At 44.2% G+C, this 22,855-nt stretch carries 20 protein-coding genes; 5 read left to right on the top strand and 15 right to left on the bottom strand.

From position 1 onward, the window contains the following. Position 1: 1 nt before the first annotated feature. The 11 genes from BCT11_RS09195 to malK form a co-directional block, all read right to left on the bottom strand. Positions 2 to 1,309, bottom strand: coding sequence for an oligosaccharide flippase family protein (locus tag BCT11_RS09195; protein WP_102388142.1), 1,308 nt, complete (start codon positions 1,307 to 1,309; stop codon positions 2 to 4). An 8-nt stretch (positions 1,310 to 1,317) separates the two neighbouring features. Further along, positions 1,318 to 2,349, bottom strand: coding sequence for a glycosyltransferase (locus BCT11_RS09190; RefSeq protein ID WP_102388141.1), 1,032 nt, complete (start codon positions 2,347 to 2,349; stop codon positions 1,318 to 1,320). Then, entirely contained in the window at positions 2,349 to 3,179 is an 831-nt protein-coding gene (locus BCT11_RS09185) for a putative capsular polysaccharide synthesis family protein (RefSeq protein WP_102388140.1), read from the bottom strand. The genes BCT11_RS09190 and BCT11_RS09185 overlap by 1 nt, the downstream gene beginning before the upstream one ends. A gap of 45 nt (positions 3,180 to 3,224) precedes the next feature. Beyond that, positions 3,225 to 4,484, bottom strand: a complete 1,260-nt coding sequence (locus BCT11_RS09180; protein WP_102388139.1) for an O-antigen ligase family protein — start codon at positions 4,482 to 4,484, stop codon at positions 3,225 to 3,227. Next, positions 4,450 to 5,502 carry a glycosyltransferase gene (locus tag BCT11_RS09175; protein ID WP_038877788.1) on the bottom strand — a complete coding sequence of 351 codons (1,053 nt, stop codon included), beginning with the start codon at positions 5,500 to 5,502 and terminating at the stop codon, positions 4,450 to 4,452. Before BCT11_RS09175 ends, BCT11_RS09180 begins: the two co-directional genes overlap by 35 nt. Before the next feature lie 2 nt (positions 5,503 to 5,504). After that, positions 5,505 to 6,314 (bottom strand): putative capsular polysaccharide synthesis family protein, encoded by an 810-nt coding sequence (locus BCT11_RS09170; protein ID WP_038867200.1) that lies wholly within the window; start codon positions 6,312 to 6,314, stop codon positions 5,505 to 5,507. Next, on the bottom strand, positions 6,292 to 8,487 hold the full coding sequence (locus tag BCT11_RS09165) for a polysaccharide biosynthesis tyrosine autokinase (protein WP_102388138.1): 2,196 nt from the start codon (positions 8,485 to 8,487) through the stop codon (positions 6,292 to 6,294). Before BCT11_RS09165 ends, BCT11_RS09170 begins: the two co-directional genes overlap by 23 nt. Then, entirely contained in the window at positions 8,488 to 9,021 is a 534-nt protein-coding gene (locus tag BCT11_RS09160) for a polysaccharide biosynthesis/export family protein (RefSeq protein WP_038867203.1), read from the bottom strand. A 12-nt stretch (positions 9,022 to 9,033) separates the two neighbouring features. After that, the gene (locus tag BCT11_RS09155; RefSeq protein ID WP_102388137.1) at positions 9,034 to 10,260 is read right to left on the bottom strand and encodes an outer membrane beta-barrel protein; all 1,227 of its coding nucleotides are present in this window, start codon (positions 10,258 to 10,260) and stop codon (positions 9,034 to 9,036) included. Further along, positions 10,250 to 11,650, bottom strand: a complete 1,401-nt coding sequence (locus BCT11_RS09150; protein ID WP_038867206.1) for an undecaprenyl-phosphate glucose phosphotransferase — start codon at positions 11,648 to 11,650, stop codon at positions 10,250 to 10,252. The genes BCT11_RS09155 and BCT11_RS09150 overlap by 11 nt, the downstream gene beginning before the upstream one ends. 396 nt (positions 11,651 to 12,046) lie before the next feature. Continuing rightward, on the bottom strand, positions 12,047 to 13,165 hold the full coding sequence (malK, locus tag BCT11_RS09145) for a maltose/maltodextrin ABC transporter ATP-binding protein MalK (protein WP_038867207.1): 1,119 nt from the start codon (positions 13,163 to 13,165) through the stop codon (positions 12,047 to 12,049). Between the two features lie 670 nt (positions 13,166 to 13,835). Here malK and malE point away from each other — a divergent pair. The 3 genes from malE (at position 13,836) to malG (ending at position 17,572) form a co-directional block, all read left to right on the top strand. Next, the gene (malE, locus tag BCT11_RS09135) at positions 13,836 to 15,014 is read left to right on the top strand and encodes a maltose/maltodextrin ABC transporter substrate-binding protein MalE (protein ID WP_038877780.1); all 1,179 of its coding nucleotides are present in this window, start codon (positions 13,836 to 13,838) and stop codon (positions 15,012 to 15,014) included. Positions 15,015 to 15,094: 80 nt separating this feature from the next. Then, positions 15,095 to 16,669 carry a maltose ABC transporter permease MalF gene (gene malF, locus BCT11_RS09130; protein ID WP_039975037.1) on the top strand — a complete coding sequence of 525 codons (1,575 nt, stop codon included), beginning with the start codon at positions 15,095 to 15,097 and terminating at the stop codon, positions 16,667 to 16,669. Positions 16,670 to 16,681: 12 nt separating this feature from the next. Continuing rightward, entirely contained in the window at positions 16,682 to 17,572 is an 891-nt protein-coding gene (malG, locus tag BCT11_RS09125) for a maltose ABC transporter permease MalG (RefSeq protein WP_020194055.1), read from the top strand. Positions 17,573 to 17,946: 374 nt separating this feature from the next. Here malG and BCT11_RS09120 read toward each other — a convergent pair whose 3' ends face one another. The 3 genes from BCT11_RS09120 to BCT11_RS09110 form a co-directional block, all read right to left on the bottom strand. Next, a complete protein-coding gene (locus BCT11_RS09120; protein WP_038877777.1) occupies positions 17,947 to 18,192 on the bottom strand; it encodes a hypothetical protein in 246 nt (81 codons plus the stop codon). 159 nt (positions 18,193 to 18,351) lie between these two features. Continuing rightward, entirely contained in the window at positions 18,352 to 18,837 is a 486-nt protein-coding gene (locus tag BCT11_RS09115) for an acyl-CoA thioesterase (protein WP_102388135.1), read from the bottom strand. A gap of 166 nt (positions 18,838 to 19,003) precedes the next feature. After that, on the bottom strand, positions 19,004 to 19,909 hold the full coding sequence (locus BCT11_RS09110; RefSeq protein WP_095760011.1) for a DMT family transporter: 906 nt from the start codon (positions 19,907 to 19,909) through the stop codon (positions 19,004 to 19,006). A 98-nt stretch (positions 19,910 to 20,007) separates the two neighbouring features. On the opposite strand from BCT11_RS09110, the gene BCT11_RS09105 reads away from it, so the two are divergent. Continuing rightward, positions 20,008 to 20,796 carry a helix-turn-helix transcriptional regulator gene (locus BCT11_RS09105; RefSeq protein ID WP_038893499.1) on the top strand — a complete coding sequence of 263 codons (789 nt, stop codon included), beginning with the start codon at positions 20,008 to 20,010 and terminating at the stop codon, positions 20,794 to 20,796. Here BCT11_RS09105 and BCT11_RS09100 read toward each other — a convergent pair. After that, positions 20,791 to 21,708 (bottom strand): M14 family metallocarboxypeptidase, encoded by a 918-nt coding sequence (locus BCT11_RS09100; RefSeq protein WP_095760010.1) that lies wholly within the window; start codon positions 21,706 to 21,708, stop codon positions 20,791 to 20,793. The genes BCT11_RS09105 and BCT11_RS09100 overlap by 6 nt on opposite strands. Before the next feature lie 173 nt (positions 21,709 to 21,881). Here BCT11_RS09100 and BCT11_RS09095 point away from each other — a divergent pair, with 173 nt between their 5' ends. Then, on the top strand, positions 21,882 to 22,790 hold the full coding sequence (locus BCT11_RS09095; RefSeq protein ID WP_042600134.1) for a DUF808 domain-containing protein: 909 nt from the start codon (positions 21,882 to 21,884) through the stop codon (positions 22,788 to 22,790). Positions 22,791 to 22,855: the final 65 nt, after the last annotated feature.

The following is a 22,855-nucleotide window of genomic DNA, read 5'->3' as shown; positions in this document are numbered from 1 at the left end:
TTTACCCCACTGGAAAAAAGCCAAGATAACGTTTCACGAAGTAGAGTGCGGCTAAGTTTTGGATTGCTAAACCTATCGCCATTGCCCAAGCTGCGCCTAATACGCCGTACCATTGAGAGAGCGTGACCAGTAATGTAATGGAGATGACACCAGATACGATAGTGATGTATTTCATGGTCTTTTCATGCCCACTCATAAGCAATAAAAACCCAACTGAACCTGTTGCCACATTCACTAGTTGCCCTAGCGACAATGCAACGAGTAAGGGCGCAGCTGCAGTAAACTCTTTGCCAAACAGTTGCATAACAAACTCAGGAAAGGCGACGCACACAACCACGGGAATCATTGCTGCTCCAATATTTGCACGGCATGCCAAACGACTAAGGCTTTGCAGTCGTTCTAGTTTTCCTTCCTTATAGAGTGAAGCAAACATCGGGGCGACTACGAAGTTAATTGTGACTAACACAAAGCCAATGAGTAATGAGGTGCGCTGTGCTGCTGCGAGTAAGCCAAGATCGGAAGTTGCGAGAAAGAAACCCGCAATGACCAAGCTGCCCCACTGAACCAGATTGGAAAAGATGCTGCCAAACCAAACTTGTTTTGCTGAATAGGTTAGCTCGGTATTTTTCTCCGTTTTCCCATGACTATATTGATCAGACTTAAGCCATTTGATGCTCGATTGGAGAGCGACAGCCCCTGTTGCTATGACGAGTAAAATCATAAGGAGGTCTGCATCAATTGAGTAAGCTCTCTGAGCCACTAATACCAGCGCAACCATAAAGAAGCTCACGCCGAGTTGTAACGCAAATAGTGAGGGGACAACTCGTCTAGAGGCTTGCAATACTCGGCTATTTGTCTGCCCAATAACGAGTAATGGGATCGACAACAAAGCAAGTGCCAGTGCAGCGTCGGAAACGCCAGTTGTGTTGATGTGTTTAGGGAAAAAGTTGAATGCCAAGTAGATAAAAGTACACACTGCTACACTAAACAACAGACTTCGTGCTAGCGCGATACGGTAGTTGTTGCTCTGTTCCTCACTACTGTTATTCGAGAAACCAATAGCGTTGTACTTAACAAGCGAAACATCAAATCCTAACTGAGAAATAATGGCAGTGAAGTAAGCGAGATTAAACAAAAAGAAAAACTGCCCTGATGTCGCTGCATCTGTGACTCGGGAAACGATGAGCGTTAAAAGAAACGCAAAACCAGCACTCAGAACACGAGTAACTGCGGTTTGAAAGCCGAGGGAAAACAGACTTTTTTCCTTGTTCTGAGTGGCTGCGCGCTTTTGTTGTAGTTGTTGAAGCATTTGATCCTCTAGCTGTAAATGCTGATTAGCGCGATTCGTTGTTTTTCTTCACTAAATGTTTCATTGAGCTCCTTTGAGTACTGATTGAAGTCAATATCGTGGTAGTGATTAATGCAATGGATGATTTGTTTTGCCATCTCTTGTGGACCTTGTGCCAAGAAAGGGTAGTTAAGATCTTTGGTGGCACCGATAGAGCGAATGACCATAGGTAAATGCAGCTTCGCCGCTTCAAGAATGGTCAGCGGCATACCTTCCCAAGCAGCAGTATGTAAGTACAAATCCGAAGTTTTGAGCAGGCTAACGACTTCATCTCGTGGAATCATGCCAGTGACTTTAATGTCTTGTGCACGTAACTGATCTTCAAGCTCTCTCTCGCCGCCACCAATCCAAGTGATATCAATATCATGTGCTAACTCAGCCTTTTTAATTTGACCGAGTGTATCAAGCAAGAACAGAGGATCTTTTTGTGGAGCGACTCGTCCTAGAATGACCAATTTCAGTTGAGTGTTGTTAGTATTTGGACTGCGCTCTTCGCTACCATAGGTTACGTAGTTATTGAGTAACTCAGCGCGCTTAGCGCCTATGCTGATGGCTAAATCGCATTCGCGTTGACTGCACCCAGCAACAACATCGATTTTTTTAAGCGCGATTTTTTCTAACGTCTTGTAAATTTGTTTGGCAAAACTGGAAATATCTTCACGTTCAAATGCATAACAGTGGGGCGTGTAGATAAGGCGAGCATGACCGAGCTTTAAGAATCGACCGAGGAAGCCCGCTTTACTTGAGTGCAAGTGAACAAAATCTGGCTTGAGCTCCGCAATGAATGCGTTTGCGTCCTTCATGAATTGCAATAAGTTGCCCTCTACCCATTTTGTGTGGCTAAAGACATGGTTGCTTGATTCATTAGTCATATCATTTGAGCGTGCACGAGCAAGTAAGGAGTGTTCGTAAGGCTCGGTGCGGGAGGAATGTACATAACTGTATAGCGCTGTTTGAACACCACCACCGAACGCTTCAGTAATATGTAGTACTTTTTTCATTATGACTTTGTCCCTGGTGTTTGCTTCCATTTATTTTTGAATGCTTCGCGCTCCTGCTCAGAGTAAACGTGGCGGTATAAAGGGAGGTCATACATATAGAAAAGCTTTGAGAAATCGTAACGTTCTTTAAAGTACTGGTGGATGTTGGAGTACCATTTGTTTTTTGCTTCGTTGCTGTTTTTAAGCACGAATTTGTCAAGCTGAAGAAACTCACCGATTTCTTGGTCTAGAGAGCTAAGTTGCTCACATTTGATCAGAATGACACTCGCTTTCTCATTGTCGAATGTATAGAACGGTTTCGTGTTATCAATATCTTGACGTAAAACATCAATATTGAAATTGCGCTTCAGTTCGTTATCAAACCAGTTAGCAAAGTAGTTAAGATTGATGTAGTTATCGAAACAATGTTCGATGTGCTTATACGTAACATCCATATCACGATGGATGGCATCATTTTTCTTCCCTTCAATAAATTGGAGGTGTAAGTCTTGGAAAAAACGAGAAAGTACTGTCGCGATAGGATCTCGAACTAGCGTAACGATCTTAATATGTTCACGCTTTTGTAGAATGCGCTTACGCTTGTTGAGTACTAGGCGGTACATGGTGCGGTTCTTAAAATCAAAGAACTTACTTACGTCCTTTTTGTTGTGATACATGTGGAATTCTTCATGATCATCAAAAGTATGAATGTGGTAACTCGGGATTTTTCGTTCACCTAACGTGTGTTCAATTGAGGACGAACCTACTTTGCCCATTTGATAAACCAACACAAAATTGTCTGCTTGAAGTTCTCGGTTTTTTTCAAATTGTCGAGAGATTGAATATTTCATTTATCCTATCCTTGATAACTTTAAATTCGTTTTTCCGCGGTGTGATTAGTTGTTGGTTATAGGCGGAATCGGTAATTCAGTTTGATCGTTATGATCAGGTTGTTTAAGAGGTTCTATCTGACGACTATAATGCCGTTTTTTGCTGATCATGACGGGTAGTAAAAGTATTAAAATGATGGTGGTATTCACCGCGACGAAAAAAACCATCACCAGAGCGTAAATAGAAAGTAATAAGCTTTTTCTGTTTACTTTCAATGTCTTGAAGCATTGCTTCATAAAGTGGAAGTAACCACCAAATAGTAAGACAATGCCGAGTAAGCCATACTCTATTGAAGTGTCGAGAATGAAATTGTGGGTATAAATAGCCAACTCGTCGTAGTTGAAATAATGAATCATATAATGAGGCAGCATCTTTGCTCCGACGCCCAAAATAGGATGCTCAAGTAAGATGTCGAGGCCGTTTGCCAACAGTAATTTACGGTGTAAATTGGAAACCCAGCGAGCCTCACTTTGGTTGGCGAACAGAATGTCCTCTTGGGTTATTTCAAGCTTATCCGCCAATTGTTCAAACCCAAAATAGAGTGCGGCGGATATCGTCGCTAAGATAATCAAAGTGCTAACGAGTAACACCGTCCATGCATACGTTTCGTTGAGGGTTTGACGGATTAATCGTTTAATAAAAAGCTGGTCGATGAAGACTAACAAACAGAAACCTAGCAGTGCTTTCCTTTCTTGCGACATGAGCAGTAGAGCAAACGCAAGCAGCATTAAAACAGGGAAAGCTTTGATTCGTGCTCGATATAAATAGAGAAGGGAGCAAAGAACACCAAAAGCGTATTTACTGACGCCAAGAAGTTTAAAACCGCTGTGGTAACCTTGCGCAAAGTGCCACGCTGCGACGAGAGCGCAAATGATCAGCAAGCAATAGGTGAAGTACACCATCACTCGTTCATCGCTAAATACACCATAGGCGTATAACACCCCCAATAAACTGAGTATTGCAACCCATTGAACGGTCTCTGTGATTAAGGAGAAGATAGGTACGCGATTCAGCATGCCATTAACAAACACGTAGCCGGTAAACAACAGCAAGAATCCAATTTCAGGGTGGAACAACTTATGCGCTTTTCCTTCAAGGACAACCAGTGCAGCAAATCCCAGCGACAGCAAGCTCGCAATATCTGATGGTGCTAAAGTAACCCCTCCTAATCCAACCTTTATCGGCACGAAGAATAGAGCTAGGGTAATCGCAGCAAGCAGCGACACACGGTTACTTGCTGGTGCAGAGTTGCTGGTAAAGACCATAGTAACCATCTCGGAATTTATCGATTGTGTATAGCTTGGCACGATTCACGGAATATTCACTGGCGTGGTCGTAGAGTCCGGTCGTGTTGCATAGTTGAGCGATCTTTTCTGCTAACTGCTCTGACGCACCGACAGTGAACAAATATTCCTTGTTACCCATGACCTCATCCAGCCCGGGTACATCAGAAGAAAGTACAGGCAAACCTGCCGCCATCGCTTCGACCGCAGCAAGACCAAAGCCTTCAACATGTGATGACTGGACATAAACGTCCATATTAGAAAGAAAGGCGGGGATATCAGAAACTACGCCATGAAAATGAACACGCTCTACAATATTGAGTTGTTGGCACAACGACTCTAATTCATGTCGCTTTGCTCCATCGCCAGCAAGGTGTAGCTCATAATTGTGAGGCAATAGTGCAACAGAGCGGATAAGCGTTTCATGATCCTTATGTTCATGCAGTCGGCCAACCATACCGATGTTAATCACGCTTTTCTGAGCAAGTTGGCTCTCAGTTTTCACCTTCATCGGGAAGCGTTCAAGGTCTACTCCGTTGTGAACCACACGATATTTGTGTTGATAATGAGGCATAAACTTAACCAACTCTTCTTGCACTTTTTCACTGATGCTGACAGTCAGGTCATGGCCTCTATAAAGGATGTATTCTAAGAATTTAAATAGTGGGTAGTCGCGACGACGATTGTAAGAGCAGTGTTCGGTTTGAATACGTTTTTTTCCAAACGCCAATAAAGCAAGGTAGATTGAGGGGTAAAGATGGCCGTGCACTAAATCTGGCCAACGCAATACCGACCACCTTTCTTTAAGGGAGAGTGCTTGCCAGTTGAAGCAAACGACTCCTTGTGCGGAAAGTTGATCCAAATAGTCGTTGTCATCGCATAATACTAGTACTTTGATTTCATACTCTGGCCCGTGTTCCATGACGAGATCGACGAGAAACTTTTGTGCACCACCATTCTTAGATAGATCATTGATAATGTGTAGTATTTTTGTTGTCATGGTTAAGCCGTTAAGTATTTTTTCTTCAACGTTTCGATTTCTGGTGCGGTAAAGAAATGTTGTGTTAACTTGGAGGACAGCATTTCTTCGACGAATTCAGGTTTGGGTTGGTATGAGCTTTTAAACTCTTTAATCAACGGTGAATACCATTTATTGTCGGCCTGATTTTCATGCACAACTTCTACATCTTGTTGCAAAAACTCGCTGATCGCTTGTTGCGATTGATCCAGCTTGTCGATGCGAACCACCATGAGTGAAAAATTACGATTTTGATAAGTCTGGTAACCAAGTTGGTGATCAAATGGTTGAACAAAAACATCAATGCCTGTCAGTGCTTTGATTTCATTATCGAACCACTCAAGAGGATATTGGTGATTAACATGCTCTTCGAATGCTTCATGAAGTAACTGAGGACGCTCAGAGCGTACCGCGCTGTCATCTTTGAGGTACTTGTCTGCCATCCAAAACGGTAACGACTGAAAAAACATCGAGACGTTTCGTCCAACAGGTTCACGAACTAAGGAAATAATACGGACTTGTTCCTTACGTTTGAGCATATTGCACATGACAGCTCGTTTTAATGTGCGTTTAACAAGGTTAGTGACGGGCTTATGGAGTTGTGCCCGCACGGGTGAAATCTGCTTTCCTGCTTCAATTGACATCAAATCATGCAAATGAAGCGAGTTTGGAATGGATTTTTCTAGTGCGCTCGAACCTACTTTGCCCATCTGATAAATAAGGATCGGTTTTTCTTGGCTTTTAAGAATCTGATACCACTGCATAGAATGATTAGTAGGCGTATTTTTGGACATAAAGCGCTTCTCCTTCCTTAGATTTCGCCTGAGTGATAAGAACACCAAGAGATGGTATCGAGTGTTGAATTTGTTTGGATAACGCTATGTTAACCAGTGATGCTTTAGTGGATTCTGAACGGATAACCGTGATCAGACCGTTAGCTTGTTGACCTAGGATTAAGGCGTCACTAACAGACAGCAATGGTGGCGTATCAATAATGATGCGATCGTATTTGTCCTTTAGATGGCTCAACAATTTATCGAAGCGGTCTGATGCCAGTAACTCCTGTGGGTTAGGTGGAATGATCCCTGCCGGCAGTACATCTAAATTCGCTTCTTCATTACGTACAATGCAATCTCTCAAAGGGGCGTCCATCGTCAGGATGTTTGTGAGGCCGGGATTTGACTCTGGAATATTGAATCGTTTTGCTAGTGATGGTCTGCGCAAGTCACAATCGATAAGTAGTACTCTCTCCATCGTTGAAAAGGATACGGCCATATTGATGCTGGTGGATGTCTTACCCTCTTCTGGTATTGCAGAGGTGAAAGGCAGTACTTTCTGATTGGTATTCGTAAGCCTTAACAATAAGGATGTTCTTACCGAGCGGCAAGCTTCACTAAACAGTTTTTCATCTTGGTCTAAATAAGCCGAGTAGGTAACGCCTCCTTGTCTGAGGTTACGTTTTTTGACCTTTGGAATGGTACCAAGGCACGTGACGCCAAGTTTATCTTGAACATCAGATGAAGTTCGAATGACTTCGCGAAGTGTTTCTAAAAGAATCACAAGCGCGCAAGCAATTGCAAACCCGAAGAAAGTAGCGATTATAACCAACTTCATGCGCTGTGGGGCGATAGGGAAGAGTGGCACAATCGCTGGGTCAGTAAATCGCGCAGTGACATTTTTGTAATCGCTTGTCGCGTTCGTTTCTTTTTCACGATTCAAAAACGCTTCGTAAAGATCTTTGTTGGATTCCACTTCTCGCTTGAGTTGCTCGTAACGTGCTTTTTGAGATCCAAGCATTTGGAAGTCTGACTTTTTACGATCCAATTCAGCTCGTAAAAGATCTTCTTGTGACTTTGCTGCGAGCAAGTCTTGCTGCTTACTAAAAGAAATTTCACGTATCAGTCGCTGCGTTCTTGCTTGGATAGATGTCAGCTGCGCCTGAGCTTGAATCATACGATCATGTTTCGGGCCGTAGCGTTGTGATAATTCCGATACGCTTTTCGCCGCTTGTGCTTCAGATAGTTTTAAATCGCGTATTTGCGCTTGGTTGGCAAACTCATCAATAGATAACAAGCTATCCAAATCTTGTGAGGACTTTCGCTTAAGGAGCTCAATTAATGTTTGTGCTTCTATTCGGTTGTTGACAGCAGTGTTGAGTTTTCGGTTGAGTTCTTCCAGTTCGTTAGCATAGATGTCATCGATGCCATTAATGTCGATTAGCCCTTCTTGCATCAAGAATTCTTGCAGAGCCTGCTCTGAGGTTCTAAGGCGTTCTTCTAACTTCTGCGAGTTATTGGTTAACCATGTTGCCGCATTTTGCGTGACAACCAGTTTAGCTTCGAAATTTGCATCGATGTAAGCCTGACCGACAGCGTTTGCAACGGTGGTTGCAAGTTGAGGGTCGGTGGAGCGAAAACGAATCTTCACCAATTGGGTATTGCGAACGGGCTCAATCTCAAGCTTTCTTTTAAAAGTTTGTAGCGCTTGATAGTACGGTTTGCTGTGTTGGGATGTTTCCTTGGGGTTTGGTGCGACGTGCAGTAAATCCTGTACAAAAGGAATCGCTTTTATTTCATCAATTTTCTGCTTGATACCGCTAGCACTGGTGAATTCTGGGTGCTTAGTTAGGTTGAGTTGAGTGATGACTTTATCGGCGATGTGGTTGGATTTCAGTATCGCGATTTGAGTTTGGAAGTACTCTTTCTTTGTGGTATCAACCCCATACACTTCTTCGATCGAGAGGGCGCTTTTTTGCTCTTCTTGGATGAGTAGGGTTGCCGTTGCTTGGTATACCGACTTCTTAGAATAGATATACCAAGTGCAGGTGAGAGAAAAGATAATGGTAAAAGCAAGAATACTTAACCAGTTCTTTTTCAGGGTTCTGAAGTGGTGCCCGAACCGAATTAGCTCAACGTGATTCGAAGGGATATGATTTGCTTGAGTTCCGTTCATTGAATTGCCTGTCATTTAGAAGAAGCTCTGATCGATAAATACAATGTCACCAGGTTCAACAGAACGTTGCATGCTGACACTTTCCACGGTTTTACCCGTATTGTGTTGAGTAAGGTTGATGCCTTTACGGGAGGCTCTATCCGTTAACCCACCTGCGAGTGCTATCGCTTTTTCGATGGTCAATCCTGGTTGATATTCAAAGCCCCCAGGTTTTCTCACTTCACCGTTGACATAAAACAATCGGAAACTGTTGATGGTGACCATCACCTTTGGATTAATGAGGTAATCTCCCTTTAACCCAGTCTCGATTTCATACTTCAGTTGTTTTGGTGTTTTGTTGATTGCTTTAATACGCCCAAGGTATGGGTAATCAAAGTAGCCATCTGACGTGATAAGGATATTTTTAATGGTGAGGTCTTCTTCGCCATACACTTGGACTGAAATCGTGTCGCCAGTATCTAATTGGTAATCCTGTTCGTTAGCAGCCGAAAACGTCGGAGCACTGAACAAGGTGAGTACGAAACTCAACAAAGTGGTTAAAAGTTTCATTAACGTTCCTTGTTATAAAGAAAATCGAGCGCTAAGAGCCCAAATGTTTTGATCAAAGCTATAATTCTGCCAATTGGAATTCTTGTCCTGATATCGCCAGTCAGCTTGAAGTAAAACCCACCGCTTTATGTGGTAATCGAGTCCCGCAGAGAGGGCGTAGCGATCTTCATTTCGAGTGATACCGGTATAGTCATCTTGTTGGTACAAAGCCCCCAATCGTGTTGTTAGGTAACTGTTCCAGTCGTGTTTTATATCTAATATGTAGCGTGTTTGAAGGTTGTAATCGCCGTCTTGGTCAGGGCTAACTGCCGCTTGGGTGGTTTTGACCGTAAACAGGGTTTGCTCTTGTGGGAGCCACTCCAAACCAATGTCCCAACTCAATCCGTCAAAGGTTTCTCGCTCATCGCTGTCGAAGCTCTTCACCTGATAGCCCAATCGCGCGATACCTTGTGTTTTCCCCGTGACTTCCCACTGAGCTCCGGTGTAATAGAAGCCGGAGTAGCTATCTTTTGATGGCACTGAGGGGTTGTCTGACAGGTAATCCGTGCTTACTTGTTGAGTACCAATCAACCAGTATGTTCTAGGTGTCGCTCGAAGATAAAACTCTATGTGGGCGCTCGGTGCGCGTAAGTCGTTGTATTTGGTCTTTGCATCAGGCTTGCCAGGCATTCCATCACGATAGTTTTGGTATGTCTTGTCACTGTATCCAATACCAAACTCCAACCTACCTTTTGAGCCTTTAGAACCGAACACATAGTTTGTTTTCAAGTCGTTGCGATGAAACTCAACAGGGCTGTTAAGCAAGCTACCTTGGCCTTCGGTGAAGTCTTCACCTTTCTCTTCATGTTGAGCGCGGAACTGATAATCGATAACAAGGTGATTGCGACGATTGAACTCAAAGAAATTAGTAAACTGAAAGGTGTGGTCATCGTAGTCATTCTGATCATCAGAAGAAAACCCAGCACTCAGCTTATAGAGTAGGTTTGCTCGGTATTGATTACGCTCTATTTTGGCCAGCAAAGCAGGTTCTACGCCCCATATGTTGACTGATTCTATGTTCTCACCACTATCGGCTTTGTTGATGTTGTCATTACCTTCGTAAAACAAACCAACGGTAGGAATAAGCTCAATGCCGGAGTCTGTTTTGTAGGCCATCGGTTCAGCCGCTGCAGCTGCCGAGATGAGGGTAACAGCTGCGATGACAGGAGCTTTCGTTATTGGGATGAATTTAATACGCATTGGAACCTGTAAACCCTTTGAAAATGGTTAAGAAAATGATTTTGAGATCCATCCATACTGACCAGTGGTGGATGTAGTCCAAATCGAATTCAACGCGTTTTTCCATTTTATCTAGAGTGTCTGTTTCACCTCGATAACCATTAATTTGAGCCCAGCCGGTAATACCAGGCTTTACCTTATGTCTCAGCATGTAGCGATCGACAATCTGGCGATACTCTTCGTTGTGTGACACCGCGTGTGGACGAGGTCCGACAATTGACATCGTACCTTGAAGAACATTGATAAATTGAGGAAGTTCGTCGAGAGAAGTTCGACGAAGGAATCCACCGAAAGGCGTAATACGAGGGTCGTTTTTAGTGGCTTGTTTTACATCGTTGCCTTGTTCCATCGTTGTCATTGAACGGAACTTCCAAACTGCAATCTTTCGACCATCCAACCCGTAACGGAACTGTTTAAAGATGATTGGGCCTTTTGAAGTCAGCTTAATCCCGACTGAAATGGCGAGCAGTACTGGAGAAATTAGAAGCAATATAATGCTAGAGAGAACAATATCTTCTAGGCGTTTAATCCAAGATGAAATCCCTGCGAAGGGGGTATCGAAAACGCTTAGAGTTTGTACTTGGCCGATTTGATCCCAACGTGAGTGCAACAGGTTATAAGTGAAGAAATCAGGGATGAGATAAGTATTAGCTGTCGTATCAGAAAACTGATTGAGGAATAGCGCGATACGCTCGTTTGCATGCATTGGCATTGCGATATAGACGTAATCGACCTCACCACGTTTCGCTCGTTCCAGCGCTAAACTTACGTTGCCTTTGATTGGGTAGTCTGACGTAGGTAAGCGGTCCTTTGAGCGTTCGTCGTAGAAACCATCGAACAGCACACCATGTTCAGAGTGGTTTTCTAGTTCATTCGCCAAAGTTAAACCATGTTGGGTTTGTCCAATGATGATTGCTGTTCTGGTGTTGTAGCCTAGTTTACGCATGTAGGCTAAAGCGACGCGAAACACGCTTCGCCAAGATAAAAGGAGGATGGGTGTAAGCAGGAACCAAACGACTAATAGATTTTTATCAAATAGTTGATGAACTTGAGAGAAGTACAAAACCATAAAGAGGAAGGTACAGGTAACGAGCCAAGATATGCACGTGATAGAGATTTGTTCTTTGAACGAGCTTGTACGCCATGAGCGATATAACTTGCCGCTTTCAGCCATGATCAGAAATGAGATGCTACCGACGAATGATAAGATTACGTAGTCTTTCTCAATAGAGGTGTTAACGTCATTCATTACGAGTAGCAGCATAAATGACACAATGACAACGAGATCAATCAGGCGGTATAGAAAAGCAAACTCCACCTCATGCGAACGAATAAGTCCTTTGTGTTTCATAACTTAAGTTTCCCTTTAGACACGCTACCGCCATTGAGTGTCGTTCTCAATATCCGTGTCGTTAACGCTTTATATTGTTAAGGCTTGTGTAATAGATTGGGCTAGAGCCCTTATATATCCGAAACAAGTTTAAAAATTTGCACTGTTTGGGTAAGTGGAAATAAGAATGAAATTTAGACCTTAGGCTAATATTTACAGGTTAGGAAAAACGTAATACTTACTGGGGGTTGGTGGGTAAAAGTACTAATCAGGGAGTAAGATAAGGTAACTAATGTTTGACGATGAACATTGTCTATTGGATTAATTTTTAAGGTGAGAAATTAATACGATAGTTTTGAAATAAAAAAATCCCTCTCGAATGAGAGGGATTGTTAGCAAGCAAAGGTGAAAGAGATTTTATTCTACGTCTACGCCATTTTCTTTATGTAGGCGACGACACGCACGACCATCACTGTGGAACAAGTGGCATCGATGCGCTGGGATACCGATTTCAAGCTTGTCACCCGTATCAACTGGTAACGTGTCTGGCTGGCGGTAGATAACATCTGCGTCAGCACCTTCAAGGTTCAAGTAAACTTGAGTCTCATTACCAAGTTTTTCAACAATCATCACTTCGCCGTGAATCGCTGCATCAGCTTCTGTTGCTTCAATGAGGTGCTCTGGACGAATACCTAGTGACATACGGTCACCGCGGTTAACTGTTGTGCCGTCGACTGGAATCCAGAACGACACACCATTAGAAAGTTGTACTTTTACGCGCTCTGCTTCGGCTTCTTCAATGAATACACTCATGAAGTTCATTTTTGGTGAGCCGATGAAGCCAGCGACAAAGCGGTTTTGTGGGTAGTGGTAAAGCTCCAGAGGTTTACCAACCTGAGAAACGTAACCGCCATCAAGAACCACGATTTTATCTGCCATTGTCATTGCTTCTACCTGATCGTGTGTTACGTAGATCATGGTACAGCCTAGTTGGCGTTGTAGCTTAGTGATTTGCGCACGCATGTTTACACGAAGCGCGGCGTCTAGGTTTGATAGTGGCTCATCAAGAAGGAATACGTTTGGCTGAGAAACAAGCGTACGGCCGATGGCGACACGTTGACGTTGACCACCAGATAGTGCTTTTGGTTGACGCTCCAACAAGTGACCCAGCTGCAGAATTTCCGCTGCGTGCTCAACACGCTTATCGATTTCCGCTTTGTCCGCTTTTGCCAGCTTAAGACCAAACGACATGTTGTCGTATAGATTTAGGTGTGGGTAAAGAGCGTAAGACTGGAATACCATACCAACACCACGTTTGGATGGTTCTACGTCGTTCATGCGCTCGTCACCAATATACAAATCACCTGATGTAATGTCTTCAAGACCGGCAATACAACGTAGAAGGGTAGATTTACCACAACCTGATGGACCAACGAAAACCACGAATTCGCCTTCGTGGATTTCTAGATCTACGTTTTTAGAAATCAGTACGTCGCCATACGCTTTACAAACATTTTTTAACGTGACACTCGCCATGTAGCTCGTCCTCGATCAATTTTTATTTTTCACCGCTCATCATTATATGAATTTTCTAGCGAGCAGTAACAGTAGGAATCGGTAAGTTATTGGGGTTGGTAAGAAAAACAGGGTAACGCTCCAAAATGTCCTGAACAGGAGCGTTACCCACCATAGCCAAATACGAGTTTCTCTCCCCCACATTATTCGTGTTGTCTCCCCCGTGAAATAATTACCACAAACAACACCAATAATGACAATTCCGCTCGTATGGCAATGCAAAACCAGCAAATCTTTTAACCTATAGGGTAGGTACTGCTGGGAAAGGGTTCTTACCATCCACTCTTGGATGACTGCAGTTTCTAAGATTGTGCTCATTGCTACATCCTCCTAGTGGAAATAATTGTAGGGGGAGTAGGCGGGGAGGAGGCCAAAAGGAGGAGTAGAGGGAGGGTTGGGCGGAAATCACATTATTGCGTGACCTAAAGTTGAAACTGATCACAGGAAGTATTCATTTTGTGATTTGAGTCTCTAACCCTTGGCGATTCAGATCACGAAAATACGTCATAATTGCAAGGGCGTAGGGATTAGGAGGATGAGACATATAGGATTATTTCAGATGATATATGTCGAAATACGGCTGAACCTCAATGGACTAGCCCTACATCAAAAATATAAAAAGGATACGAACATGAAAAAATTAAGCGCTGCAGCACTAGGTACTCTTGTTGCTCTGGGCTCTTTCGGTGCAAACGCTGCCATCGAAGAAGGACAACTTACTATCTGGATCAACGGTGATAAAGGCTACAACGGCCTTGCAGAGGTTGGTAAGAAGTTTGAAGAAGACACTGGTATCAAAGTAACAGTGGCTCACCCAGACGGCCTACAAGACAAGTTTCCTCAAACTGCAGCGACAGGTGATGGTCCTGATATCGTATTCTGGGCTCACGACCGTTTCGGTGGTTATGCAGAAGCTGGTCTACTTGCTGAAATCAAACCTTCTCAAGAGGTTCAAGAAGGCATCGTTGATTTCGCATGGGATGCAGTTCGTTACGACGGCAAACTGATCGGCTACCCTGTAGCGGTTGAGTCTCTATCTCTTATCTACAACAAAGATCTTGTTCCAAACCCACCTAAAACATGGGAAGAGGTTGCAGCATTAGATGCGAAACTTAAGAAAGATGGCAAGTCTGCAATCATGTGGAACCTAAAAGAACCGTACTTCACATGGCCACTAATGGCGGCTGATGGCGGTTACGCATTCAAGTACACTTCAACTGGCTACGATGTTAAAGATGCTGGTATTGCGAACGAAGGCGTGAAAGACGCAATGAACTTCGTGAAAGGTCTTGTAGACAAAGGCGTTATCTCTGCGGATATGGATTACTCAGTATCTGAGTCTGCGTTCAACCAAGGCACTGCAGCAATGACTATCAATGGCCCATGGTCATGGGGCAACATCGAGAAGTCTGGTGTGAACTACGGCGTAACAACACTACCTAAATTCCAAGGTCAATCTTCTAAGCCATTCGTTGGTGTTTTAACTGCTGGTATCAGCACTGCATCACCTAACAAAGACCTAGCAGTAGAGTTCATCGAGAACTACCTACTAACTAACGACGGTCTACGTATGGTTAACAACGATAAGCCACTTGGCGCGGTTGCTCTAAACTCATTCCAAAAAGAGCTAGATTCAGATACTCGTATCGCTGCAACAATGGACAATGCGATGAACGGCGAAATCATGCCAAACATCCCACAAATGAACGCATTCTGGGGGGCTGCTAAGAACGCTATCATCAACGTTGTTGACGGTCGTCAAACTGTAGATGCTGCTCTAGCAGATGCAGAAAAACAAATGACTAAATAATTCGGTAATACCCTTTTTAAGGAGGGGGCAACCTCTCCTTACTTTTCTACTTTTATCCTATATTCGCTAGCAGGTTCCCTATGCAGTCAGTTCAAGGTACAAATGCTATGACAGCACCAGAAGCCAGCCTTCCGAGCAGCAAAAAAGTGTTTATCAAGTGGGCACTATTAGGCACAGTCGGCATTATCAATGGCTACGCAACAATCCTTATGTATTCTCGTGGTGAGATTGCGTTTGCACTCCTTACGCTCATTCTTACCGGTTTAGCGCTATTTATTTTTGGTAGTAAAAAGACCTACGCTCATCGTTATATCTACCCAGGTATTGCGGGGATGATCTTATTCATCCTTTTCCCTTTGGCTTATACCATAGGTCTAGCATTCACTAACTACAGCGCAAAAAACCAACTCTCTTTTGACCGTGCGCAGACCGTTTTAATGGACAGAACGTACCAAAGTGGTGATAGCTACCCGTTCACTCTGTACAAAACTGAGCAGGGTCATCAAATTGTAGTGAAGAAAGGTGAGGCGCTTTTAGCAACACCAACCTTTGAATTGAAAGGCTTCTCTGCGACAGACCTAGATTTAGCGCCAATCACAGAAGCGACGGGCGATAAAGAACCGATTAAAACGATCGTTAAAAACCGCAGTGCTTTGAGTGGAGTTGATTTACACCTGCCAAACGGCGATGACATCCGTATGAGCGGTCTTCGTAAGTTTGCGGCTGTTGTTCCGCTTTACACGCTGCAAGACGATGGTGAGACGCTATACAACAATCGTACTCAAGAGACACTACGTCCAAATATGGATGTGGGTTACTACCAACCAGTAGATGAAAATGGTCAGTTTGTTGGTAATACGGTTTCTCCAGGTTTCGTGGTAAACATCGGTACGCACAACTTTGAACGCGTTTGGAAAGATGATGGTATCAAAGAGCCGTTCATCAGCATCTTTATCTGGACGATTGTTTTCTCTGCGTTGACCGTTGTTTGTACACTGGTTATCGGTCTAGTACTTGCAAGTGTCGTTCAGTGGGAAGCCTTGAAAGGCCGCTCTGCATACCGATTACTGCTTATTCTTCCGTATGCGGTACCAGCGTTTATCTCTATCTTGATCTTTAAAGGTCTCTTCAACCAGAGCTTTGGTGAGATCAACATGTTGTTAGAAGGGTTGTTTGGTATTAGCCCTGCGTGGTTCTCTGACCCATTCATGGCGAAAACCATGATCCTAGTGGTTAACACATGGTTAGGTTTCCCTTACATGATGATTCTTTGCATGGGTCTACTAAAAGCCATTCCTGAAGACCTTTATGAAGCATCAGCTATTGATGGCGCAAACTTCATCACCAACTTTACTCGCATCACGCTACCGATGATGCTTAAGCCACTAACGCCATTGCTGATCGCTAGCTTCGCGTTTAACTTCAACAACTTTGTACTTATCCAGCTATTGACGGGTGGTGGTCCTAACATGATTGGCACATCAGAGCCAGCAGGTTACACGGACTTACTTGTAAGCTACACGTACCGCATTGCATTTGAAGGCGCTGGCGGTCAAGACTTCGGTCTAGCAAGTGCGGTTGCAACGCTTATCTTCCTATTGGTTGGCGCGCTAGCACTATTGAACCTACGTGTTACTAAAGTAGCTCAGGATTAAGGAGACAGAACAATGGCAATGGTACAAGGCAAGTCATTAAAATATCGTGTTTGGGCTACGCATATCGCAATGTGGGCGTTCTTAGCGCTGATTATCTTCCCTCTACTGATGATCATCGCGATCTCATTCCGTGAAGGTAACTTTGCAACGGGTAGCCTTATCCCAGACAACCCGACGCTAGACCACTGGAAATTAGCGCTAGGCATATCAGTTACAAACGCAGATGGGTCGGTTACACCGCCTCCATTCCCAGTCATGACTTGGCTGTGGAACTCAGTAAAAGTTGGTGGTATTTCAGCTATCTTGATTGTGGCTCTGTCGACCACTTCAGCGTACGCGTTTGCTCGTATGAAGTTCAAAGGTAAGAACACTATCCTGAAAGCGATGATGATCTTCCAAATGTTCCCTGCAGTATTGGCATTGGTTGCACTATACGCATTGTTTGACAAACTAGGTCAGTACATCCCGTTCCTAGGCTTGAACACGCATGGTGGTTTGATCTTCGCTTACTTAGGCGGTATCGCTCTTCACGTATGGACAATCAAAGGCTACTTTGAAAGCATCGATTCTTCATTAGAAGAAGCTGCAGCGCTCGATGGTGCAACGCCTTGGCAGGCATTCCGTCTGGTACTACTTCCACTTTCAGTGCCAATTCTTGCGGTAGTGTTTATCTTGTCATTTATCATGGTGATAGGCGAAGTTCCGGTAGCATCACTACTGCTATCTGATGTAAACTCGTACACTCTTGCGGTTGGTATGCAGCAGTACTTGTACCCTCAGAACTACTTATGGGGCGACTTTGCAGCAGCAGCAGTGCTTTCAGCTGTACCAATCACTGCGGTATTCTTACTGGCGCAACGCTGGCTTGTTGGTGGTCTAACGGCTGGTGGTGTGAAAGGTTAATCTTGGTTGGTCACTAAGATACAAAAGAATAACTAGAAAAGGGCGACCATTAGGTCGCCCTTATATTTAGCAATCGATATTACGCTTTTGGTTTGGCCGCCGATCAGTAATATCTCGCTTTAATTGGCGTTACGCATAGCTGGCTGTTAGCTTAGTTCCTTACGCTTTAATCACTAACAGTTTCTTGTAACCATAACCTGAGTCTTGACTCAGGTTTTTTTATGCCCGTCGTTCACGAGGTTTATTTTCTTAATGCAGGTAGAGATTAGCGGCTTTGCAATGGATTACACAGTTGAGCCGGAATGCCATGCGTATCACTTCACATAAATAATCTGTGGGTATTTTCGAAAGGGCGATCAGGGAGTTGGGAGAGATTAAAACTCTCGGCTTGAAGGAGCGCAACCTACGTACTGAAGCAAGGTATATAAGCTCTCTTGTTGCAGCGCAACGCGACGAAATAAATCAGCAAAAGTAGAATCACCACCAAAGCAAGCTTGAATGTAATGATTAATCTCCGTTTCGTTATATCCTTCGACATACATCGTTCTTACCCACTGGTATTCAACGGCTTTCAAATTAGTGAGTGTGTCTTCGCTTAATGTGGTCTCTTTCAATCTCAAGATCCAAACTCTATCCAATAGCAAAATTGTGCTTGGATTTAAGCAAATCAAAGTGAAAGATTTATGACAATTTGACGCTTGTGTGAAGCGAATGACACAACCATGACATTGCTTCACACAGCAAGGGGGCAAACGCTTACTTTTGTTGAGCGACGTGAGTTATTTGAGATACTTAACGTGCGCTTCCATCTCTTCGCCAATTTGCTTACGCATGTTCATCAAGCGAATGGCTGATTGTTCTAGTGCTTTGTCTTCATCCGACTCAGGAATCCACTTTGGTACATCGGTTGGTTTTCCGTCTTCATCAACTGCAACCATGATAATGATACAATGTGTCGTAAGGCGGTTTTTTAACTCTTTGGGATCGCAGGCTTGTACATCGATAGCAATGTGCATTGAACTGCGTCCTGTGTAGATAACTTTGGCACTGACTTCGACTAAGTTACCGACATGAATCGGCGCGACAAATCGAATACCACCCGCATACGCTGTGATGCAGTACTTGCCACTCCAAGCCGCGCTGCACGCGTAAGCGGCCAAGTCGATCCATTTCATTACGGCGCCACCGTGCACTTTACCACCGAAGTTTACGTCTCCGGGTTCAGCAAGAAAACGAAGGGTAATATCTCTTTGACCACTGCTCATCTGTCATTCCTTTATTGTTGTCGTTGTTATTAGACTCAATGTATCAGCAAGGAATTCATTCTGGAATAGGAGACGCAACAAAATATTAACTTTTCTGTCAGCCTGAGCAGTAAAAGGTGTGGAGCACAAAAAAGCCACGGAAGATACCGTGGCTTGAGGGATCGAATTACGATGTCGCAGGCGGTAAATCTGGGCTTGGCGATTGCACCTTCTTTCGAATCTTAACCTGCGACAAGATAACGCCAGAGATAACCAGCATGCCACCAATGATATGGTAAACATGGACTTCTTCGCCGAGCATAGTCGAAGCCAAAGCTACCGAGACCACAGGCATCAGGTTCATGAACATGGCACTAGAATCCGCGCCAATCAAATCGATGGCTTTCACCCACATTAAAGGTGCGAAGATAGAGGCAGCAATACCCGCATAAGCAATTAAGGGTAGAGCGCTTTGGCTTGGAAGTAACTGGTCGCTGCTAAGCCAAAGTGGGGTAAGCATTATCAGCGTAAAAAAGCCCTGCATGTAAACCAGAGTCATACTGTTGAATGGCATTTTCCAACGCTTAAGTAACACGCAGTAAATCGCGTAACAAAGGGCAGCAAGAAGCATCAAGCTGTCACCTTGTGTCATATTTTGATGTAGGAAGTAGGTAATATCACCATGTCCGAGCATAAACGCTAAGCCAGCTAGAGAAATGACACCACCTGCGACGCTCAACATCGAGATAGATTTACCAAGTAAAGGTACGCTCAAAAATACGCTTATAAGTGGCACCAAAGATGTGATTAGCGCCATATTGGAAGCCGTGGTAGTCAAGCCTGCGTAGTAGCCTAACGATTGGTTTAACACCATTCCGAGCAGAGCAAGGCAAGCGAGTTTTGGCAGGTAAGGACGAATGACATGACGTTGGCGGATTACGGCAGGTAGGCAAAATGGCGTCAGAAGCACCATAGCGACAAACCAACGATAGAAACTCATTGCACTCGGTTCGATGGCACTTGCTGCCATTTTATTTACGATGGAATTCCCACCCCAAATCATGACAGTAAAAAACGGAAGCAAATAAACCATGAGAACCTCATCGCAGAATAATTAATGGCGCTAGTCTGACAGGTCTTTATAATGAAAAGTATCTCTGGAAAGACATCGTAAGCGATAGGAAGACAATTTTGAAAAAGAGCACGAGGAATCTTCATCCTTCATTATCAATTGAGCAAGCACCATCAGATGTGTTTATGAATTTTGAAGCCTTTCTGTCGAACACTGAAACTCGGATTCATAGTCACCCTTGGGGACAAGTGCAGTTGATAAGTGGCGGCATTCTAGAAATGGATGCAGAAGACACACGCTTTTTAGCACCACCACATCTGGCTATTTGGGTGCCGGCTGGAATTCGTCATACCAGCTATAACCGTAAGCCATTGGAATACTGCTCTTTAAATATCGCACCAGAGCTAACGCAGCACTTCCCGTCTAAAACCAGTCTGATCAAGGTAACGCCAATAGTGTCTGCAATTGTGGAAGACTTTCGTCAGCGCGACATTAACGTGGCAAAGAGTGAAGAAGACAAACGCATCGTACAGGTACTGCTTGATCAGTTAGCGAAGCAAGAGGTTGAGCATCACTTCTTGCCAACCACAGATAACAAATATCTGGAACCCATTCTTAAAGCCGTTGAAGAAGCGCCAACGGATGAAATTAGTTTGGGGGAGTGGGCGGAAAAGGTGCATACCACTGAACGAACGCTAGCTCGTCATTGCCAAAGTGAGTTAGGGATGAGTTTTACTGAATGGCGATTGCGAGTTCGTTATCTGCACTCAATGGAGCTATTAAGAAAAGGGCAAACGGTAAAAGAGGTGGCGTTGACGTTGGGCTATAACCAAGCCAGTCCATTTATTGCCATGTTCAAGAAATACTCCGGCATTACACCGGAGCAATATAAGAACCGCTTGTTATAGCTGAGCGAGCACGTAGTCTAAACCGCCTACAACTGCTGCAACTTGAGCATCGTTACACTCCTCATCAGTCACTTTCGGGCTATCTGGATAAACTTCGGTTGTGGTGCCGTAAGTGCAGTTGGTTACGCCGCCACACAAACCCAGTTTCACCATTGGGTAATTAATGACGCCAAATTGCACCACTGGCGAGCCAATGATTTCGCCTTTATCGTCAGCAGGTGCAATGTGCGTTACTTTCGCTACTGACTCGATGACTGCTTTTTGGAACTCAGGTTGCGGGTTTTCTGTATCACCGACTGTGTAGAAGCCGTCTGGGATCATGCCTTCGATGTATTCAAGGCCATCACGCGCCGCAAGTGCAGGGCGGAATTCAGTTTCATCAGAATCGGTGGTCTCGTGCAGGTCGATGTGCATTAGAACATCACCCAAGGTTGCAACAAGCTTAATCAAGTTTGCTGACTCTTCCGCAGGGCTATCTGCATAGAAAGAGCGGTTTGGATCGATCGCATTTGGGTTCCAGCGGTTAATCACTTCGTAACCCCAAGGGCTAACACATGGCGCAACGACAATGTTGAAGTGTTCTGCATAACGTTCTGCTTGTGTATCAACAAACTTCAGTGCGCCATGAACGCCACTTGTTTCGTAGCCGTGCACGCCGCCGGTGACTAAAACAACAGGTTTTGCTGCATCCCAGTTACGAGTCTTGATACAAAATAGAGGGAAGCGTGCCTCGTCGTAAGAAAGTGCGCCGTATTGCTCAACATCAAAACGCTCGCGAAGGGCATCAATTTTTGTCACGACTTCTTCTTGGTAGCTACGTTTTACGTCACGTTGCTCACACCAAGCTTTGCGTTCTGCTTCGCCCCATGGCTGACCTGGGGTACCGATTGGGTAAGTGTATCCGCTTTTCATCTATACTTTTCTTTTGTGTGCTTGAAAGGTAAGACAAGACTAGTCCTGTCTCAAAGCCACATCAACACAAAACACAATTTGTGACCTTATTCTTTGCAGAATCATAACTTTGCTGAGTGATTTAATGGTGTTACATTTTGTTACTTATTCAATTCCATAAAAGAGATAAATAAATGGCTGGAGCAAGTTTACTGACACTGTTGGATGACATTGCAGCTGTATTGGATGATGTCGCATTGATGTCAAAGGTCGCGGCGAAAAAGACCGCTGGTGTATTGGGCGACGATTTGGCGCTAAACGCGCAGCAAGTATCGGGTGTTGCTGCCGAACGAGAAATTCCAGTGGTATGGGCGGTCGCGAAAGGTTCATTTAAAAACAAGCTAATACTGGTTCCTGCGGCGTTGCTTATTAGTGCGTTTATTCCTTGGTTGATCATGCCGTTACTCTTGATTGGTGGTTTGTTTCTCTGTTTTGAAGGCGCAGAGAAGATCTTAGAGAAACTGTTCCCTCACGCTCATCAGCATGAAGATCACGCGGAAGAGTCCTCTGATACGGGTGAATCCGTGGAAGAGTATGAGAAGAGAAAAGTGGCGGGCGCGATCCGTACTGACTTTATTTTGTCTGCTGAAATCATCGTGATTGCGTTAGGTACCGTCACAGGAACAAGTATCGTGACGCAGATTTTGGTAGTAAGCCTGATTGCGATCTTGATGACCATTGGTGTCTACGGTTTAGTGGCTGGCATTGTTAAGCTTGATGATTTGGGTTTCTACCTAGAACGTAAATCCAATGGCGAAGGTCTGAAAGCCAAACTCGGTGGTGCGCTAGTGGCGTTCGCACCGAAATTGATGAAGATGCTTGCGATTGTTGGTACTGCAGCAATGTTCTTGGTTGGGGGCGGTATTGTTGTTCATAACGTCCCTGCAATTCATCATCTGATTGAACCTATCATTATGGACTTCCGTGGTCACACGATTGCAACGGCGATCGTACCGACACTGCTTAACGGTGTGATTGGGGTAATCGCTGGCTTGATTGTGGTTGCTGCTTGGACGGTTGTTGAAAAGGTTCGCGGTAAATAAGCGCGAGTTCAGTTTGTTGAGGCTATATTGAAGCCCAAAGAAAAGGTTCATCGCGGCTTTCCGGG

This window comes from Vibrio sp. 10N.222.52.B12 (assembly GCF_002875385.1).
Classification (GTDB): Bacteria; Pseudomonadota; Gammaproteobacteria; order Enterobacterales; family Vibrionaceae; genus Vibrio; species Vibrio jasicida.
This window is presented reverse-complemented; position numbering and strand designations above follow the sequence as displayed.

What these genes read in the sequence shown, in the direction of transcription:
- BCT11_RS09110 (WP_095760011.1), bottom strand. Translation starts at nt 19,909, where the DNA reads ATGGTTTATTTGCTTCCGTTTTTTACTGTCATGATTTGGGGTGGGAAT.
- BCT11_RS09155 (WP_102388137.1), bottom strand. Translation starts at nt 10,260, where the DNA reads ATGCGTATTAAATTCATCCCAATAACGAAAGCTCCTGTCATCGCAGCT.
- BCT11_RS09100 (WP_095760010.1), bottom strand. Translation starts at nt 21,708, where the DNA reads ATGAAAAGCGGATACACTTACCCAATCGGTACCCCAGGTCAGCCATGG.
- malG (WP_020194055.1), top strand. Translation starts at nt 16,682, where the DNA reads ATGGCAATGGTACAAGGCAAGTCATTAAAATATCGTGTTTGGGCTACG.
- BCT11_RS09115 (WP_102388135.1), bottom strand. Translation starts at nt 18,837, where the DNA reads ATGAGCAGTGGTCAAAGAGATATTACCCTTCGTTTTCTTGCTGAACCC.
- BCT11_RS09160 (WP_038867203.1), bottom strand. Translation starts at nt 9,021, where the DNA reads ATGAAACTTTTAACCACTTTGTTGAGTTTCGTACTCACCTTGTTCAGT.
- BCT11_RS09095 (WP_042600134.1), top strand. Translation starts at nt 21,882, where the DNA reads ATGGCTGGAGCAAGTTTACTGACACTGTTGGATGACATTGCAGCTGTA.
- BCT11_RS09165 (WP_102388138.1), bottom strand. Translation starts at nt 8,487, where the DNA reads ATGACAGGCAATTCAATGAACGGAACTCAAGCAAATCATATCCCTTCG.
- BCT11_RS09195 (WP_102388142.1), bottom strand. Translation starts at nt 1,309, where the DNA reads ATGCTTCAACAACTACAACAAAAGCGCGCAGCCACTCAGAACAAGGAA.
- BCT11_RS09150 (WP_038867206.1), bottom strand. Translation starts at nt 11,650, where the DNA reads ATGAAACACAAAGGACTTATTCGTTCGCATGAGGTGGAGTTTGCTTTT.
- BCT11_RS09180 (WP_102388139.1), bottom strand. Translation starts at nt 4,484, where the DNA reads ATGGTCTTTACCAGCAACTCTGCACCAGCAAGTAACCGTGTGTCGCTG.
- malE (WP_038877780.1), top strand. Translation starts at nt 13,836, where the DNA reads ATGAAAAAATTAAGCGCTGCAGCACTAGGTACTCTTGTTGCTCTGGGC.
- malF (WP_039975037.1), top strand. Translation starts at nt 15,095, where the DNA reads ATGCAGTCAGTTCAAGGTACAAATGCTATGACAGCACCAGAAGCCAGC.
- BCT11_RS09170 (WP_038867200.1), bottom strand. Translation starts at nt 6,314, where the DNA reads ATGTCCAAAAATACGCCTACTAATCATTCTATGCAGTGGTATCAGATT.
- malK (WP_038867207.1), bottom strand. Translation starts at nt 13,165, where the DNA reads ATGGCGAGTGTCACGTTAAAAAATGTTTGTAAAGCGTATGGCGACGTA.
- BCT11_RS09175 (WP_038877788.1), bottom strand. Translation starts at nt 5,502, where the DNA reads ATGACAACAAAAATACTACACATTATCAATGATCTATCTAAGAATGGT.
- BCT11_RS09190 (WP_102388141.1), bottom strand. Translation starts at nt 2,349, where the DNA reads ATGAAAAAAGTACTACATATTACTGAAGCGTTCGGTGGTGGTGTTCAA.
- BCT11_RS09185 (WP_102388140.1), bottom strand. Translation starts at nt 3,179, where the DNA reads ATGAAATATTCAATCTCTCGACAATTTGAAAAAAACCGAGAACTTCAA.